Genomic DNA, 16,175 nt, shown 5'->3' with positions numbered 1-16,175 from the left:
CATATCCGCTCGTCATCAGAGCGCCTCATGTTTCGACAAGCTCAACATGAAGCTCCCGGTCCGGTTTCTGGAAACCTCATCCTGAGTTTCCTCACCCCGAGCTTGTCGAGGGGCGAGCGATGAGGGTCCGCCTGTCTCAGATCGAGAAGGAGCTGCCGCAACCGCAGGAGGAGGAGGCGTTGGGATTGCGGATCTGAAAGGACGATCCGACAAGATCCTCGACGAAATCGATCTCCGCGCCGGCCAGCAGATCGAGGGAGACGCTATCGATAACGACGGTCACGCCGTCGCGCTGGAACAGGACGTCGTCGTCCTGGTGCGAATCGTCGAAGGCGAAGCCATATTGAAACCCGGAGCATCCCCCGCCGGAAACTGAGACGCGCAGCATCAGCCCTTCGCCGGGTTCCTCGGCGACCAACTTGGCCAGGCGCCTGGCGGCGTTCTCAGTGATCGTGACCATACGCTCCGGTGCCGCGACAGCGTCGCTCATTGATCTCTCCTCGCGGAAACGCTTAATTCGTTCTTAACCATCCGTCCGCTAGGCGATTATGGTGCCTATGCGCCTCATGAATGTAAGCAGTGCCCTGGCTTTGTCAAACACCCGAGCCAAGCAGCTTCTCAGGCTGCCGTTGCCTGCCGCGCGGGAGGCGCGTAATGTTGCCGCCATGGTGGTGTCGCCCCAGGTCGTGCAGCCCTACGCCACCCGGCCGGAGGAGAGCCGCGGCCGTCTCGTCAGCGAACCGGAAAGTCCCGGCCGGTCGGTGTTTCAGCGCGACCGCGACCGGATCATCCATTCCGCTGCGTTCCGGCGCCTCAAGCACAAGACCCAGGTCTTCGTCGAGCATGAGGGTGACTATTACCGGACGCGGCTCACCCATAGCATCGAGGTGGCGCAGATTGCCCGCTCGATTAGCCGCGCGCTCGGCCTCGACGAGGATCTGGCGGAGGCCGTCGCGCTCGCCCACGATCTGGGTCACACGCCGTTCGGCCATGCGGGGGAGGAGGCGCTCGATGGCTGCATGGCGCCGTTCGGCGGGTTCGATCACAACGAGCAGACCTTCCGCATCCTGACACAGCTCGAGCGTCGCTACGCTGCGTTCGACGGCCTGAACCTGACGTGGGAATGCCTGGAAGGGGTGGTGAAGCATAACGGGCCACTGCTAGGTGGCGGCGCCGACGCCAAGGCGAAGGCCAAGCCCTTGCCTCCGACGATCGCCGATTATGTCGCCGGCCAGCAGGACCTCGAGCTGGAGACTTGGCCGGGCCCCGAGGCCCAGGTCGCGGCCCTTGCGGACGATATCGCCTACAACAATCATGATATCGACGACGGACTGCGCGCCGGCCTGTTCGCGATCGAGGATCTGGCCGAGGTGCCTCTGGTCGGGCCTGTTTTCGCCGAGGTCGCCGCCCGCTATCCGGGCCTGGAAAGTGCCCGGCTGATCCACGAATCGGTGCGCCGCTTGATTGACCTGATGGCGACCGACCTGATAGAGGAGACGCGCCGGCGGCTGGCCGAGGCGAAGCCGGGCTCCGCCGCCGAGCTCCGCGGGCTTGGGCGCGCGATGGTCAGCTTTTCGCCCGCGATGGGCGAGAACGATCGGGCGCTGAAGACGTTCCTCTTTAACCGGATGTACAGGCACTACAAGGTCAATCGGATGACCAACAAGGCTCGTCGCGTCGTGCAGGATCTTTTCGAGCTTTATGTCAGCCAGCCCGATTGCCTGCCGACCGAGTGGCATGAGCAGACGAACGATCCCGAAACGCCGCTGACCGCGCGCGTCGTGGCCGACTATATCGCCGGCATGACCGATCGCTTCGCCCTCGACGAGCATCGCCGCCTGTTCGATCCCTACGATAGGTCCCGATGAATCTCTTCACTTATTTCCGGGACGACGTCGTCCGCCTGTTGGAAACCCTGGTCCAGGCCGGCGAACTTCCCGCCGGCCTCGATTTCAGTCGCGTTGCCGTCGAGCCGCCACGCGAGGCGAGCCATGGCGACATTTCGACCAATGCCGCGATGGTGCTGAGCAAAGCGGCCGGGCGGAAGCCGCGCGAGCTGGCCGATCTGCTGATCGGCCGGTTGCGCGACCATGAGGCCGTCGCAAGTGCCGAGGTCGCCGGGCCTGGATTCATCAATCTGCGGCTGCACCCGTCCTTCTGGCACGCGCAACTTGCCGAGGTTCTGCGTGCCGGAGTCCATTACGGCAGCTCGACGATGGGTGGCGGCGCGCGGGTGAATGTCGAATATGTCTCGGCGAATCCGACGGGGCCGCTGCATCTGGCGCATGCCCGCGGGGCCGTTGTTGGCGACGCGCTCGCCGCGCTGCTCGCGAAGGCGGGCTATTCCGTGACGCGGGAATATTACATCAATGACGCCGGCGCCCAGGTCGATACGCTCGCTCGTTCCGCCCATCTGCGGTATCGCGAGGCGCTGGGCGAGACGATCGATGCAATCCCTGAGGGACTTTATCCCGGCGAGTATCTGAAGGATGTCGGCGCCGCTCTCGCCGCGCGGGACGGCGACAAATGGCGGGACGCGGCCGAGAGCGAATGGCTCGCGCCGGTGCGGGAGTTCACGATCGACGCAATGATGGCGCTGATCCGTGCCGACCTGGACGCGCTCGGCGTGCATCAGGAGGTGTTCAGCTCCGAGCGCGCGATGGTCGAGGCCGGTGGCGTCGACAGGGTTCTGGAGACGCTGGAGGCGCGGGGCCTGATCTATGTCGGCACGCTGGAGCCGCCCAAGGGCAAGGCGCCGGAAGATTGGGAGCCCCGTGAACAGACGCTGTTCCGCGCCACCGAATTCGGTGACGATGTCGACCGGCCGCTGAAGAAGTCGGACGGAAGCTGGACCTATTTCGCCGCCGACATCGCCTATCACTTCGACAAGTTCCGCCGCGGTTTTCCGCTGATGATCGACATCTGGGGCGCCGATCACGGCGGCTACGTCAAGCGGATGCAGGCGGCGGTGAAGGCGGTGACCGGCGGGGAAGGCGAGCTGGACGTCAAGATCTGCCAACTCGTCACGCTTATGCGCGAAGGCCGGCCGGTGAGGATGTCGAAGCGCGCCGGCACCTTCGTCACCCTGCGCGAGGTGGTGGAGGAGGTCGGGAAGGATGTCGTCCGCTTCATCATGCTGACGCGGAAGAACGACGCGGCGCTCGATTTCGACCTCGTGAAGGTGACCGAGCAGTCGCGCGACAATCCGGTCTTCTACGTCCAGTACGCGCATGCGCGCACCGCCTCGGTTATGCGCCATGCCCGGGCGGAGATGGCGCAGGTCGATCTGTCGCCCGCCGCTCTCGCGGCGGGACCGCTCGCGCGCCTGAGCGATCCGGCCGAGCTGGGGCTGATTCGGCGGCTCGCGGAGTGGCCGCGGCTCGTCGAAACGGCCGCCGAGCACCATGAGCCGCATCGCGTCGCCTTTTATCTCTACGATTTGGCGGCGGCCTTTCACGCCTTGTGGAACATGGGCAAGGACGAGGCGCGTCTCCGCTTCCTGCTGCCGGATGACCCCGAACTGACGATGGCGCGTCTGGCGCTGGTCCAGGCGGTCGCGTTCGTCGTTGCATCGGGACTGATGATCTTCGGCGTCCAACCGGTCGAGGAGATGCGTTGATGCCCTCGGACAAGCTGAGACCTGATGAGATCGATGCAGCGATTGCGGCATCCCAGCAGCAAGGCCGACGGCACGACCTGCGCCTCGACCCGGGCGATCTGACACCGCTCGAAGCGGACTATCGGCTGCGGGTGCGGGGCCATGCGGACGACGAGAAGGAGGTTGAGCTGAATAACGAGACGAACGGATCCGATATCCCCACTTATCCGGGTCGCCTGCGACCGGATATTGCCTATTCCGATCATGACGGAGAGGCCGCGGAAAACCCGCGCCGCCGTCGTATCCTGCCGATGCTGATCGCCGGCCTCACATTGGTGGTGTTCGCCGGGATCATCTGGTGGGCCTATGGAACGGAACCCGCCGGTGAGCTAGGCACGGCGCCGCTGATCACCGCCGAGGAAGGCGCGGCGAAGTTCCGTCCGGAAGACGAGGGCGGGATGGAGGTCCCCAACCAGGACAAGCTGATCTATTCCCAGATCGGCGGTGATTCCGGTTCCGGACCGCAGGTCGAACGACTCCTGCCGCCGCCCGAGACGCCGATCGAACCGCCGGCCCCGCCGCCAGGATCACTGGCCGCCGGCCCGGCGACCGACGCAGCGGCGCCCGCTGCTACAGTGGAGACGATGCGGGCGGAGAGCGCACCGGCGGACGCCAGCACCGCAGAAACCGCGCCGCAGCCGCCGGCTGCCGCCGCGACTCCGGTCGAAACCTCGGCGCTGGACGGGACGCCGCAGGATGGGGCGTCGGAGAGCGCGACGCCTGTGCCGGAGAAGCCGGCTGCGGCAAAGCCGACGGAACCCGAGGTCGCTCCGGAAGTCGCTAAGGCGCCCGCCGAGCCCAAGCCGGAGCCCGAGGCGGGCGCGGAGCCGGCGCCGCAGGTCGCTGCGGCGGTGACCGGCAGCTTCCGCGTTCAGCTCGCCGCGTTGAGGACGCGCGTCGATGCGCAGACGGAGTGGGACAGTTTGCAGCGCCGCTTTCCGACATTGCTGGAGGAGTTGCAGGTAAATCTCCAGCGTGCCGACCTCGGCGACAAGGGTGTCTATTATCGCGTTCAGGCGGGACCGCTGCCCGACCGCGCGGCGGCGCGTTCGCTCTGCGATCGGTTCGAGGAGCAGAAGCAGGCCTGCCTGGTCGTGGCGCCATGACATCCGCAGCCGTTATCTTCGGCTGCGCCGGGCTTCGGCTGACCGATTCCGAGCGCCGGTTGTTCCGCGATGCCGATCCGCTCGGCTTCATTCTGTTCGCACGCAACTGCGATACGCCGGACCAGGTCCGTGCCCTGGTCGAGTCGCTGCGCGATGCGGTCGGGCGGGCGGATGCACCGGTCCTGATCGACCAGGAGGGCGGGCGGGTCGCCCGCCTGCGGCCGCCGCACTGGCGTGCGGCGCCGCCGCCGGCCGTGTTCGGCACGCTGGCCGGCGGAAATCGGGCCGCCGCCCTGGAGGCGGTTCGCCTGAATGCGCGACTGCTCGCGGACGAGCTTCTCGACCTGGGCATCACCGTCGATTGCGCGCCGCTGCTCGATCTGCGCATGCCGGGAACGCATGAGGTGATCGGCGACCGGTCGTTCGGCGAGACACCGGACCTTGTGGCGATGCTCGGCCGCGCCGCCTGCGAGGGCTTTCTGGCGGGTGGGGTGATGCCGGTCGTCAAGCATGTCCCCGGCCACGGACGGGCGATGGTCGACAGCCATCACCATCTGCCGGTTGTCGACACTCCCTTGGATGAACTGCGCGAGACGGACTTTCGAACCTTTCGCGCCCTGAACGACATGCCGTGGGCGATGACCGCACATGTCGTGTTCAGCGCGGTCGATCCGGAACGGCCGGCCACGACGTCGCCGGCCGTCGTGACGGAGGTAATCCGCGGTGATATCGGCTTCCAGGGTTTTCTGGTCTCGGACGACCTGTCGATGAAGGCGCTCGCCGGCGATTTCGCCGAGCGGACCCGCGCGGCGCTCGCGGCCGGTTGCGATGTCGTCCTGCACTGCAATGGCGATATGGCCGAAATGCAGGCCGTCGCCACCGCCGTGGCACCTTTGTCGTCTGCCGCGACGGCGCGTTTGGCGGCTGGCGCGGCGCGGCTCGAGCAGCCTGAGCCGCTGGTCATGGCCGAAGCCGTCGATCGTCTCGACCATCTGCTTCGCGCCTGACCGGCCGTCCGATGCTCGATTTCGATCCCGTTGCTCTCGCCTACACCGTTTCCGCCTTGGCGCTGCCCATCCTGATCGCGATCACCTTTCACGAGGCCGCGCACGGTTTCGTGGCGTGGCGCCTCGGCGACGACACCGCCCATCGCCTCGGCCGGGTCACCTTCAACCCACTGAGGCATATCGACGGGTTCGGCACGATCATCCTGCCCGCGATCCTGCTGTTGATGCGTTCGCCGTTTCTCTTCGGCTACGCCAAGCCGGTGCCCGTGCGCTTCGACCGACTGGGCAAGCCGAGGCGCGACATGATGCTGGTGGCGGCCGCAGGTCCGGCGATCAATCTCGCCCTTGCGTTCATTTCCGCTCTGCTGATCCATGTCGCGGCCATGCTGCCGATCACCTTTCGAGCCTGGACGTTCGAGGCGCTCAACGCATCGATCTACCTGAATCTTCTGCTGGCGGTGTTCAATATGCTGCCGCTGCCGCCGCTCGATGGCGGGCGCGTCGCCGTCGCCCTGTTGCCTGCGAAGCTGGCGCTGCCGCTGGCACGTCTCGAGCGATGGGGCCTGCTGATCCTGGTGGGGGCGCTGTTCCTCCTGCCGTTGATCGGCGCACAGCTCGGCCTCGACCTCAACCTGTTCCGATGGCTGGTCGGCGTTCCGGTCGATATGCTGTGGGATCTCATCGATGTGCTGGCGGGGCTGAGCTGAGGAGATCGACGGTGCCGACCGACGACAGTTTCGAGGACGCCCCGTTCGAGGATGCCCGGCCGGACGGGGGGGCGAACGACCAGTTCGTTCTCGACCTCGACGGTTATGGTGGACCGATCGACGTCCTTCTGACACTCGCACGCGAGCAGAAGGTGGATCTGGCCCGGCTGTCGATCCTCGATTTGGCCGATCAATATCTTTCCTTCGTCGCGCGGGCGCGGCGCCTGCGGCTGGAGCTGGCGGCGGATTATCTGGTGATGGCGGCTTGGCTCGCCTATCTGAAATCGAAGCTCCTGCTTCCCGAGCCGGAGGAGGAGGGCGGCGAGCCGACCGGCGCCGAGATGGCGGCGGCGCTGGCCTTCCAGCTTCAGAGGCTGGAAGCCATGCAGCAGGCCGGGGCGCGCTTGGTGGCGCGGCCGCAGCTCGGCCAGGACTTCTTCCGGCGCGGCATGCCCGAGGTCTTCAGCGTCGTCTCGAAGCCGGTCTATGACCTGAGCCTCTACGAGTTGCTGTCCGCCTATGGCAGTCATGCGGGCCGCACCCGCGTCGACGTCCTTCGGGTGCTGCCGACCGATCTCTATTCCATGGACGATGCGCTGAAGCGGTTAGGCGATATGCTGGGCCATGTGCCTGATTGGCGGACCCTCAGCAGCTTCCTGCCGCCCGACATGAAGCATGGCCTGCGCCGCCGCTCGGCGATGGCCGCCACCTTCGCTGCCAGCCTCGAGCTGGTGCGCTCGGGCCGCGCGCAGCTCCGCCAGGACAGTACCTTCGGGCCGATCTATCTGCGCCCGGTTTCGGGAAGTGAGCAATGACGATGGACGACCGTTTTCAACTGCTGCGCATGGTCGAGGCATTCCTGTTCGCCGCGGCCGAACCGGTGGCGGAGCGCGATCTCGAGGCCCGTCTTCCGGAGGGTGCGGACATTGCAGGCCTGCTCGAGGAGCTTACGGGGACCTACGCGAATCGGGGCGTAAATCTCATGTGTATCGGCGGCAGATGGGCGTTCCGGACCGCGCCGGACCTGACATCGAGGCTGCAAATCGAGCGGCAGGTCGTCCGCAAACTGTCGCGCGCCGCGGTCGAGACGCTGGCGATCGTCGCCTACCACCAGCCGGTGACGCGGGGCGAGATCGAGGAGATCCGCGGCGTGGCAATCTCGAAGGGCACGCTCGATACGTTGCTCGAGGCGGGCTGGATTCGGCCGAAAGGGCGCCGGCAGACACCCGGCCGGCCGGTGACCTGGGTCACGACGGAAGGTTTTCTCGACCATTTCGGGCTCGAAAGCTGCGATGCGCTGCCCGGCGTCCAGGAGTTGAAAGCGGCCGGGCTGCTGGATGCGCGGCCAGCCATTTCGACGCTCGGCGCGCAGATGATGGCGGCGGCGGGGCCGCGCGAGTCCGACGAGGAGGACGAAGATGGGGAGGACGGCGAGGAGGCCCTGTCCGGAGAGGACGAAGCGGCCTATGAGCGGCTGGCCGACGAGGAATAGCTCGCTCGACATTGATATCTATTGAAGCTGCGAAGCATTCTCAATACATCTCAAAACCGTGACCGCGATCCGCGCGTTCATCGCAAATACGGCCTCCTGCTGCTATCGCCGTGACTCCGCCAAGGATACCGAAACCGAGACCCATGACGCCGGCCCTGCTCCTTGAGGACGTCAGCCACGCATTTGGCGCGGTGCGCGCTGTCGATCGCCTCAATCTCGGCATTGCCCCGGGCGAGCTGGTCTGCCTGCTCGGGCCGTCCGGCTGCGGCAAATCGACGGCCCTGCGCATTGCTGCGGGACTCGAGGACCTGCAAAGCGGTACGGTCAAGATGGGGGGCGAGGTGGTCGCGGATGCCCATGTCAACCTGCCGCCCGAACGCCGCGGCGTCGGTCTGGTATTCCAGGACTATGCGCTGTTTCCCCATCTGCGGGTGATCGACAATGTGGCCTTCGGCCTTCAGCGGCTTCCGGCGCAGCGGCGGCGCGAGCGGGCCCTTGCCGTCCTGGCGCAAGTCGGCATGGGCGACTATCGGGACGCCTATCCGCATATGCTGTCCGGCGGCCAGCAGCAGCGCGTGGCCCTGGCCCGGGCCCTGGCCCCCGAACCGAAGGTACTGCTGCTCGACGAGCCGTTCTCGGGCCTCGACGCTCGGCTGCGGGACCAGGTTCGCGACGAGACGCTGCATGTTCTGAAGGGGGGCGGAACGGCGACGCTCATGGTGACCCACGATCCGGAGGAAGCCATGTTCATGGCGGACCGGATCGCCTTGATGCGCAGCGGCAGGATCATCCAGGATGCCGCGCCCGCGGACCTCTATTATCGGCCCGTAGACGCCTTTTCCGCCGGTTTCTTCAGCCAGGTCAACCAGTTCACCGCAACCGTCCGGGATGGCTGCGTGGCGACGCTCTTCGGTCCGCTGACGGCGCCGAACCTGCCTGATGGCGCCGCGGTCGATGTGCTGATCCGACCCGAGGCCTTGCGCTTGACCCGCGCCGGACAAGCCGAGGAGGCGGCGGGCGAGGGGAAGCCCGTGCTGCATGTGATCGCCTCGCGGATGCTGGGCCGAACCAGCCTCGTGCATCTCCGGGCGGACGATCCGCAGAATGGCCGGCTGCATCTCCATTCCCGCATGCCGGGGTGGTTTCTGCCTGGAGAGGGGGAGGCTCTCGGCGTCGAGCTGGATCGAAGCCAAGCCTTTGTATTCCCGGTCGAGTCGCTTAAATAAGAAGCGACGGGACGCATGCGTTGCGGGCGGAGAGGCTTTTTGCCATAGTCGCTCCAGGGCCGCCCAGAGTTGCATGGTCACGGCAGACAAGGAGATTTCGTAATGGGAAGCTTTAGTATCTGGCACTGGCTGATCGTGCTGGCCATCGTGCTGCTTCTGTTCGGCGGCGCCGGCAAGATCCCGAAGCTCATGCGGGACATGGGCCAGGGCATCAACGCCTTTAAGAAGGGCCTGAAGGAAGAGGACAAGGAAAAGGTCGACGCGTCTGCCAATGGCGCGATCGAGACGGACAAAACGACCACTCAGAAAGACAAGGTCGCCAGCTAAGCCTGCCGGCGCGGGTTAGCCAGGAAAGGCAGAGGTATGTTGGATCTCGGCTGGTCCGAGATGGCGGTGATCGCCCTCGTGGCGCTGCTCATCCTCGGCCCCAAGGAGCTACCGAACGCGCTCAGGACCGTCGCTCTGTGGGTCCGGAAGGCGCGCAAACTGGCGCGCGAGTTCCAAAGCGGCGTGGACGAGCTGGTTCGCGAGGCGGAACTCGACGAGGCGAAGAAGACGCTTCAGTCCGCCAGCCGGACGAATCTCAATCGCGAGCTGGAGAAGACGATAGATCCGACAGGCGAAGTGTCGAAAGCGGTCAAGCCTGATTTCGACGACAAGAAGCCCGTCGCCATCTCCAAAGCGGAGAACCCGCCCGCCTCGGATGCTCCGTCGTCCGAGGCGCAGCCGAACAAGATTTCGCCGAAGCCGTCGCCGGAGCCAGCTGAGGCACCCATCGAGGCACCCACGTCGAAAAGCGCATAGTCCGTGTCTCAGTCCGAACCCATCGACGACGCAAAGAAAATGCCGCTGCTCGATCACCTGATCGAGCTGCGCACACGCCTCTTGTATTCAGTTGTGGCGCTGGCGGTCGCGTTCGGCGTTTGCTTCTACTTCGCCCAGAATATATTCGACTTCCTGGCGCAGCCGCTTGCTGACATCCTGCTGCAGCAGACAGGCCAGCGGTTCATCTATACGGACCTGACCGAGGTGTTCTTCACCCAGGTGAAGGTGGCCTTCTTCGGGGCCGCCTGCATCTCCTTTCCAATCTTCGCCAGCCAGCTGTGGATGTTCGTCGCGCCAGGGCTCTACAAGCATGAGCGTAAGGCGTTCCTGCCGTTCCTGGTGGCGACGCCGGTTCTGTTCCTCATCGGAGCTTCGGTCCTCTACTATCTGCTGCTGCCGCTCGCCTGGGAATTCTTCCTCGGCTTTCAGACGTCGGGCGGCCCCGAAAGCCTGCCGATCGAACTGGAGGCGCGGGTGGGCGAGTACATCTCGCTCGTGATGAAGCTGATCTTCGCCTTCGGCCTGTGCTTCCAGCTTCCCGTACTGCTGACGCTGCTGGCCCGCGCCGGCATCGTCACGCCGCAGGGGCTGGCCAGCAAGCGCCGCTACGCGATCGTCGGCTGCTTCATCGTTGCCGCGATCGTGACCCCGCCCGACCCGATCAGCCAGATCAGCCTCGCCGTGCCGATGATTCTGCTTTACGAACTCTCGATCTGGCTGGCCCGGATGATGGAGCGGCAGCGCGAGAAGGCGGAGGCAGAGCGGCTTCGCGACGCCGGTGTGGAATGACCGGTCGATTGACCCAGCGACCCGACTGAAAAATACCGCCGCTTCGCCGATGTTCCGGAATGGACGATGGAGAGGCATCGCCTTATAAAGCGGGGACCTGCCTGAACTCCGCAAACTGGACGACCTCACACTCTCATGTTCGATCTGAGATGGATTCGCGATAACCCCGAGCTGTTCGATCAGGGACTCGGGCGCCGCGGCTTGGCGCCGAAATCGGCCGAGATCCTGGAGCTCGACGCCGAGCGCCGCGCCGCGCAAACCGCGCTGCAGGAGATGCAGCAGCGGCGCAACGAGCTGTCGAAACGGATCGGGATTGCCAAGGGCAAGGGAGAGGATGCGGACCAGCTCGTCGCCGAGGTGGCGTCGCTCAAGGATGCGATGCAGGGCACCGAGGCCCAGGAGCAGGCGGCCGCGACTGCGCTAGACCGCCTGCTCGAGAGCATCCCGAACCTGCCGGCTGCGGATATCCCCGACGGTGCCGATGAAACGGCGAATGTCGAGCTGCGACAGGTCGGCCGACCGCCGGAGCTCGGGTTTCCGGCGAAGCAGCACTTCGAGATCGGCGAGGGCGTCGGCCTGATGGATTTCGATGCCGCCGCGAAGCTCTCGGGTGCCCGGTTCGTCGTTCTGAAGGGAGCGCTTGCCAGGCTGGAGCGCGCACTGGCCGCCTTCATGCTCGACCTGCATACCCAGGAGTTCGGCTATACCGAGATCGTGCCGCCCTATCTGGTGCGGGATAGCGCCGTGTACGGAACCGGTCAGCTGCCGAAGTTCGGCGACGACCTGTTTCGCACGCGGGAAGGCTTATGGCTCATTCCAACCGCCGAGGTTCCACTCACCAACCTCGCCGCCGACGAGATCCTGGACGAGGAAAAGCTGCCACTCCGCTTCACGGCGCACACGCCCTGCTTTCGGTCCGAAGCCGGTGCGGCCGGCAAAGATACTCGCGGAATGATCCGCCAGCATCAGTTCAGCAAGGTCGAGCTGGTAAGCGTCGCTCATCCCGACCAATCGGCCGAAGAGCATGAGCGGATGACGGCCTGCGCCGAGGCGGTGCTGAAGCGGCTTGGCCTCGCCTACCGGGTCATGGTGCTGTCGACCGGCGATATGGGATTCGCGGCCCAGAAGACCTACGATATCGAGGTCTGGCTGCCGGGCCAGGGTGCCTATCGGGAGATCTCAAGCTGCTCCAACTGCGGCGAGTTCCAGGCTCGCCGGATGAAGGCACGCTTCCGTCGCGCCGGGGAGAAGGGGACCCGGTTCGTCCATACGCTGAACGGCTCCGGGCTGGCCATCGGCCGGACGATGGTCGCGCTTCTGGAGAATTATCAGCAGGCGGACGGCTCGGTCGTCCTGCCGGAGGCGCTGCATCCCTATATGGGCGGGACCGAGGTCATCAAAATCGCCAATAGCGCTGATGAATAACGCCCATGCTTGATGCGCCGCTGGATCTCGGCAAGGCCCGGATCCTGATCAGCAACGACGACGGCATCAACGCACCGGGCCTGAAGGTGCTCGAGAAGGCGGCGCGCAGCCTGTCCAGCGACGTCTGGGTCGTGGCGCCGGAGGCCGAGCAAAGCGGCGCCGCCCATTCGCTGACCCTGCGGCGCCCGCTGCAGATCCGCCGGCTGAACTCGCGCCGGTTCGCGGTGGACGGCACGCCGACCGACTGCGTCCTGCTGGCCGTCAATCACATCATCAAGGGGCGACGGCCCGACCTTGTCCTTTCCGGCGTCAATCGCGGCGGCAATCTCGGCGAGGACGTGACTTATTCTGGCACGATCGCGGCGGCGATGGAGGCCACGCTCCTGCGAATTCCCGCCATCGCCTTCAGCCAGACCCGCAGCAACGGCACACAGAACGTCCGCTGGCATACGGCCGAACATCATGCGCCGGATATCATTCGCCGTCTGACTTCGGTTGAATGGCCATTCGGCGTCCTGATCAACGTCAATTTTCCTAATTTGCCCGCGGACGAGGTCGTCGGCGCCCGCGTCGTTCGCCAGGGGCGCCGACAGTCGGGTATCGAGATCGTCGAGATGCAGGATCCGGTCGGCCGGTCCTATGTGTGGATCGGCGATTTCTGCAGCGACGAGTCCGTCGGTCAGCAGACCGATCTTGCGGCAACGCGCCACGGGGCGATCTCGGTGACGCCGCTCCATCTCGACCTGACCCATGCGGCGACTCTGCGCCAACTGAAGAAGGTTTTCCCTTGAGAAAGGTATTCTTGAGAAGGGTTTTTTCTTGAGTCTGGCAGCGCGCAAGATTCGGCTCATCATGTATCTGCGCCGATCGGGCATAACCGATACGGCGGTGCTCGACGCGGTCGAGCGGATTCCCCGCGAAGCGTTCGTTCCGCAACCCTTTCTCGATCAGGCCTATGAAGATCGAACTCTGCCGATCGGCCATGGTCAGACGCTGAGCCAGCCGCAGGTCGTCGCGCTGATGACGCAGGCCCTGCGGGTCGAGAAGCGTCATAAGGTTCTGGAGATCGGCACCGGGTCCGGATATCAGACCGCGGTGCTCTCACGGTTGGCCCGGCGGGTCTACACGATCGAGCGCCATCGTTCGCTACTGCGCGAGGCGGAGGAGCGCTTTGCCGCGCTGCGGCTGCACAATACGGTGACAAAGGCCGGAGATGGCAGCCGCGGATGGAAGGAACAGGCACCGTTCGACCGCATCATCGTCACCGCGGCGGCCGATGACGTGCCGCAGGCCCTCTACGAGCAACTCGCGAACGGCGGCCTGCTGGTTCTGCCGATCGGCCCGGATAGGGGCGACCAGGAGCTCTACCGGATCAGCCGAACCGAAGAGGGCCCGCGGCGCGAGAAGCTCGGCGACGTCCGGTTCGTGCCGCTGATCGCCGGGGCACTCCCAAAGGAGGAGGACAGGTCGCGCTCTACCGGTTCCGCTGGACCGCGCGGACGCAATTTGGCATGAAATATGGTTCGATCCGTCCAACGCGATCAACCGAGCGGGGCCTGACGGTAAAGCTGACGGCCAAGGGGAATCGAAAGCACGCAACGTGATGGCTGGACTCTGCAAAGGATTGCCGCTGCTTGCGGCGCTGATGACGAGCCTCGTGCTCGCCGGATGCAACCAATCGGGCCGGCCGCTCGGCGGCGAGGCAAATCTGTCGGCAGCCAATCCCGGCACGATCCAAAGCGGCGCGCTCCGTTCGGCCCCTCCGCTGGGGCCCGGAATGCGGGACTATACGGTGATTCCCGGCGATACAGTCTATGGAGTCGCCGGTCGATTCAACGTACCCGTGCGATCGGTAATCGACGTCAATCAGTTGACTCCGCCCTACCAGCTGTCGGCGGGAACGCACCTCGTCATCCCGGCGCCCCAGTCGCATATCGTGCAGCCCGAAGACACGATCTGGAGCATTGCCCACCGCTATGGGGTCGATCAGAGCACACTGACCCGGGTCAACGACATCCCGCCGCCCTACGTCATCCAAGTCGGCCAGCAGTTGCGGCTGCCGGCCGTGGTCGAGGTCGCATCGGTAGATATCGCGAAGACCACCGCGTCTGCGCCGGTGCGGACAGCGGCGCCAGCGCCGGCGCCGGCAAGATCGATGACCGTGGAGGAACTCCCGCCGCTCGGCTCGGGGCCGGCTGCGACGGCCGGCCCATCGCCGAGCCCCGCAGCGCGTTCGAGCGGGCCGGCGGCGTCCCAACCCCCGACGCCGCTGCTGCTACCGCAGACCGGGCCGGTTCCGCTGCCAACCCCGCGGAGCGCGCCATCGCCGGCGGCCGCTGAAACGGTCCCGGCGCAAACCGAGTCGACCGCGGCCGCGCAGCCCGCGCCCCCCGATCCGGAAAGCTTGGCATCGGTATCGCCGGCGCTTCCGGCCAAACCCGTCGCTGCCGTGCCCGTGGTCGTTCCGCAGCCGGCACCATTGAGCAGCGGCACGTTTCTGTGGCCCGTCAATGGCCGCGTCCTGTCAAGTTTCGGGCCGAAGGACGGCGGCCTGCATAATGACGGCATCAACATCGCCGCTCCGCGCGGCACGCCGGTTCGGGCCGCCGAGAACGGGGTCGTCGCCTATGCCGGAAACGAACTGCGCGGGTTCGGAAATCTACTGCTGATCCGCCATGCGGATGGCTGGATGTCGGCCTATGCCCACAATGAGTCGCTGCTCGTCCGGCGGGGCGACAAGGTTTCGCGCGGGCAGACCATCGCGCGGGTCGGGAGCAGCGGCAGCGTCTCGACCCCGCAGCTCCATTTCGAACTGCGCCGCGGAGCCCGCTCGGTCGATCCCACCTCGCACCTCGGTGAGCAGGGGGCGGCGCTCAATCGAGACGCTGACCGAGGCGCCCCGCCAGATCTTGGATGAATTGCCAGGCGACCCGGCCGGAGCGAGCGCCGCGCGTCACCGCCCATTCATTGGCTTCGGCGTGCAGTGTCTCCACCGGCACGCTCAGGCGATAGCGGCGCGCATAGCCTTCGATGATCGCGAAATAGGTGTCCTGGTCGCAGTTATGAAAGCCGAGCCAGAGCCCGAACCGATCGGACAGTGAGACCTTCTCCTCGACCGCCTCTGCCGGGTTGATGGCAGTCGACCGCTCGTTCTCGATCATGTCGCGCGGCATCAGATGGCGGCGATTCGAGGTGGCGTAGAAGATGACGTTCTCCGGCCGCCCCTCCAGCCCGCCCTCGAGGACCGCCTTCAGCGATTTGTAACTGGCATCGCCGCCGTCGAAGGAGAGGTCGTCGCAGAACAGGACGGAGCGACGCTGGCCCCGGAGCCGATGCAGCAGGCGCGGCAGGGAGACGAGATCCTCGCGGTGGATCTCGACCAGCGCTAAGGCGCCCGGCCGGTCCGCGTTGACGGCGGCATGGACCGCCTTGACCAGAGAGCTTTTGCCCATGCCCCGGGCACCCCAGAGCAGGGCGTTGTTTGCGGGGAGGCCGTCGGCGAAGCGCCGCGTGTTGTCGAGCAGGATGTCGCGCAGGCGGTCCACACCGCGGAGAAGCTCGATCTCGACACGGTTAACCGTCGGGACCGCTTCGAGCCACTCGCCCTCGGCATGCCAGATGAAGGCGTCGGCGGCGCCGAGATCGGCCGATGTGGGCGGCGGCGGCGCCAACCGCTCCAGCGCTTCGGCGATCGAGTGCAGCAACGGCAGGACGGCGGCGTCTCGGTCGAAATTTGTCATTGGCGACTCGTGTTCGGGGTTTGGTGACCCCATCTTATGCCCTAACGCTGCGTAGCGGGCGGCGAGCCTATCATATAGTCCGGCCGGTTCAATATTGTTGCCGCGGGGGCGGCCATCCGGCATGGAAGGCGTACCTGGCCCCCGCGAAATATCCTTGTGAAAGCGCCGGCTTCGCCAAACCGCGGCGTCCGCAGATGTCA

The 16,175-nt window shown here is 65.8% G+C and carries 17 protein-coding genes; 15 read left to right on the top strand and 2 right to left on the bottom strand.

All coding sequences use genetic code 11. The features are described 5' to 3' along the window. Positions 1-136 precede the first annotated feature (136 nt). Positions 137-490: an iron-sulfur cluster insertion protein ErpA gene (gene erpA, locus DT069_RS03260; protein ID WP_119458801.1), complete on the bottom strand. Its 354-nt coding sequence runs from the start codon at positions 488-490 to the stop codon at positions 137-139. 175 nt (positions 491-665) lie between these two features. Here erpA and DT069_RS03255 point away from each other — a divergent pair, with 175 nt between their 5' ends. From DT069_RS03255 to DT069_RS03185, 15 genes are all read left to right on the top strand, one after another. Beyond that, on the top strand, positions 666-1,868 hold the full coding sequence (locus DT069_RS03255) for a deoxyguanosinetriphosphate triphosphohydrolase (RefSeq protein ID WP_119458800.1): 1,203 nt from the start codon (positions 666-668) through the stop codon (positions 1,866-1,868). Further along, positions 1,865-3,619, top strand: a complete 1,755-nt coding sequence (gene argS / locus DT069_RS03250; protein WP_119458799.1) for an arginine--tRNA ligase — start codon at positions 1,865-1,867, stop codon at positions 3,617-3,619. Before DT069_RS03255 ends, argS begins: the two co-directional genes overlap by 4 nt. Next, positions 3,619-4,764, top strand: a complete 1,146-nt coding sequence (locus tag DT069_RS03245) for an SPOR domain-containing protein (protein WP_119458798.1) — start codon at positions 3,619-3,621, stop codon at positions 4,762-4,764. Before argS ends, DT069_RS03245 begins: the two co-directional genes overlap by 1 nt. Beyond that, positions 4,761-5,771 (top strand): beta-N-acetylhexosaminidase, encoded by a 1,011-nt coding sequence (gene nagZ, locus DT069_RS03240; protein WP_119458797.1) that lies wholly within the window; start codon positions 4,761-4,763, stop codon positions 5,769-5,771. Before DT069_RS03245 ends, nagZ begins: the two co-directional genes overlap by 4 nt. Positions 5,772-5,782: 11 nt before the next feature. Next, the gene (locus DT069_RS03235) at positions 5,783-6,478 is read left to right on the top strand and encodes a site-2 protease family protein (RefSeq protein WP_119458796.1); all 696 of its coding nucleotides are present in this window, start codon (positions 5,783-5,785) and stop codon (positions 6,476-6,478) included. A gap of 11 nt (positions 6,479-6,489) precedes the next feature. Further along, positions 6,490-7,293, top strand: a complete 804-nt coding sequence (locus DT069_RS03230) for a segregation and condensation protein A (RefSeq protein ID WP_425449960.1) — start codon at positions 6,490-6,492, stop codon at positions 7,291-7,293. Then, on the top strand, positions 7,290-7,970 hold the full coding sequence (gene scpB / locus DT069_RS03225; RefSeq protein ID WP_119458794.1) for an SMC-Scp complex subunit ScpB: 681 nt from the start codon (positions 7,290-7,292) through the stop codon (positions 7,968-7,970). Before DT069_RS03230 ends, scpB begins: the two co-directional genes overlap by 4 nt. A 143-nt stretch (positions 7,971-8,113) precedes the next feature. After that, positions 8,114-9,196 carry an ABC transporter ATP-binding protein gene (locus tag DT069_RS03220; RefSeq protein ID WP_119458793.1) on the top strand — a complete coding sequence of 361 codons (1,083 nt, stop codon included), beginning with the start codon at positions 8,114-8,116 and terminating at the stop codon, positions 9,194-9,196. A gap of 102 nt (positions 9,197-9,298) precedes the next feature. After that, positions 9,299-9,523, top strand: a complete 225-nt coding sequence (locus tag DT069_RS03215; protein ID WP_119458792.1) for a twin-arginine translocase TatA/TatE family subunit — start codon at positions 9,299-9,301, stop codon at positions 9,521-9,523. A gap of 36 nt (positions 9,524-9,559) precedes the next feature. Then, positions 9,560-10,000, top strand: a complete 441-nt coding sequence (gene tatB / locus DT069_RS03210; RefSeq protein ID WP_119458791.1) for a Sec-independent protein translocase protein TatB — start codon at positions 9,560-9,562, stop codon at positions 9,998-10,000. Positions 10,001-10,003: 3 nt separating this feature from the next. Further along, positions 10,004-10,810 (top strand): twin-arginine translocase subunit TatC, encoded by an 807-nt coding sequence (gene tatC, locus DT069_RS03205; protein ID WP_425449959.1) that lies wholly within the window; start codon positions 10,004-10,006, stop codon positions 10,808-10,810. Between the two features lie 135 nt (positions 10,811-10,945). Continuing rightward, positions 10,946-12,235, top strand: a complete 1,290-nt coding sequence (gene serS, locus DT069_RS03200; protein ID WP_119458790.1) for a serine--tRNA ligase — start codon at positions 10,946-10,948, stop codon at positions 12,233-12,235. Positions 12,236-12,240: 5 nt separating this feature from the next. Next, a complete protein-coding gene (gene surE / locus DT069_RS03195) occupies positions 12,241-13,026 on the top strand; it encodes a 5'/3'-nucleotidase SurE (RefSeq protein ID WP_119458789.1) in 786 nt (261 codons plus the stop codon). Between the two features lie 28 nt (positions 13,027-13,054). Next, positions 13,055-13,750, top strand: coding sequence for a protein-L-isoaspartate(D-aspartate) O-methyltransferase (locus DT069_RS03190; protein WP_119458788.1), 696 nt, complete (start codon positions 13,055-13,057; stop codon positions 13,748-13,750). An 88-nt stretch (positions 13,751-13,838) separates the two neighbouring features. Continuing rightward, on the top strand, positions 13,839-15,152 hold the full coding sequence (locus DT069_RS03185) for a peptidoglycan DD-metalloendopeptidase family protein (RefSeq protein ID WP_119458787.1): 1,314 nt from the start codon (positions 13,839-13,841) through the stop codon (positions 15,150-15,152). Here DT069_RS03185 and DT069_RS03180 read toward each other — a convergent pair. Beyond that, complete coding sequence (locus DT069_RS03180; RefSeq protein ID WP_119458786.1) at positions 15,109-15,975, bottom strand: ATP-binding protein; 867 nt, start codon at positions 15,973-15,975, stop codon at positions 15,109-15,111. The genes DT069_RS03185 and DT069_RS03180 overlap by 44 nt on opposite strands. Positions 15,976-16,175: the final 200 nt, after the last annotated feature.

It is taken from the genome of Virgifigura deserti (assembly GCA_003576685.1).
GTDB classification, from domain to species: Bacteria; Pseudomonadota; Alphaproteobacteria; order Dongiales; family Dongiaceae; genus Virgifigura; species Virgifigura deserti.
This window is presented reverse-complemented; position numbering and strand designations above follow the sequence as displayed.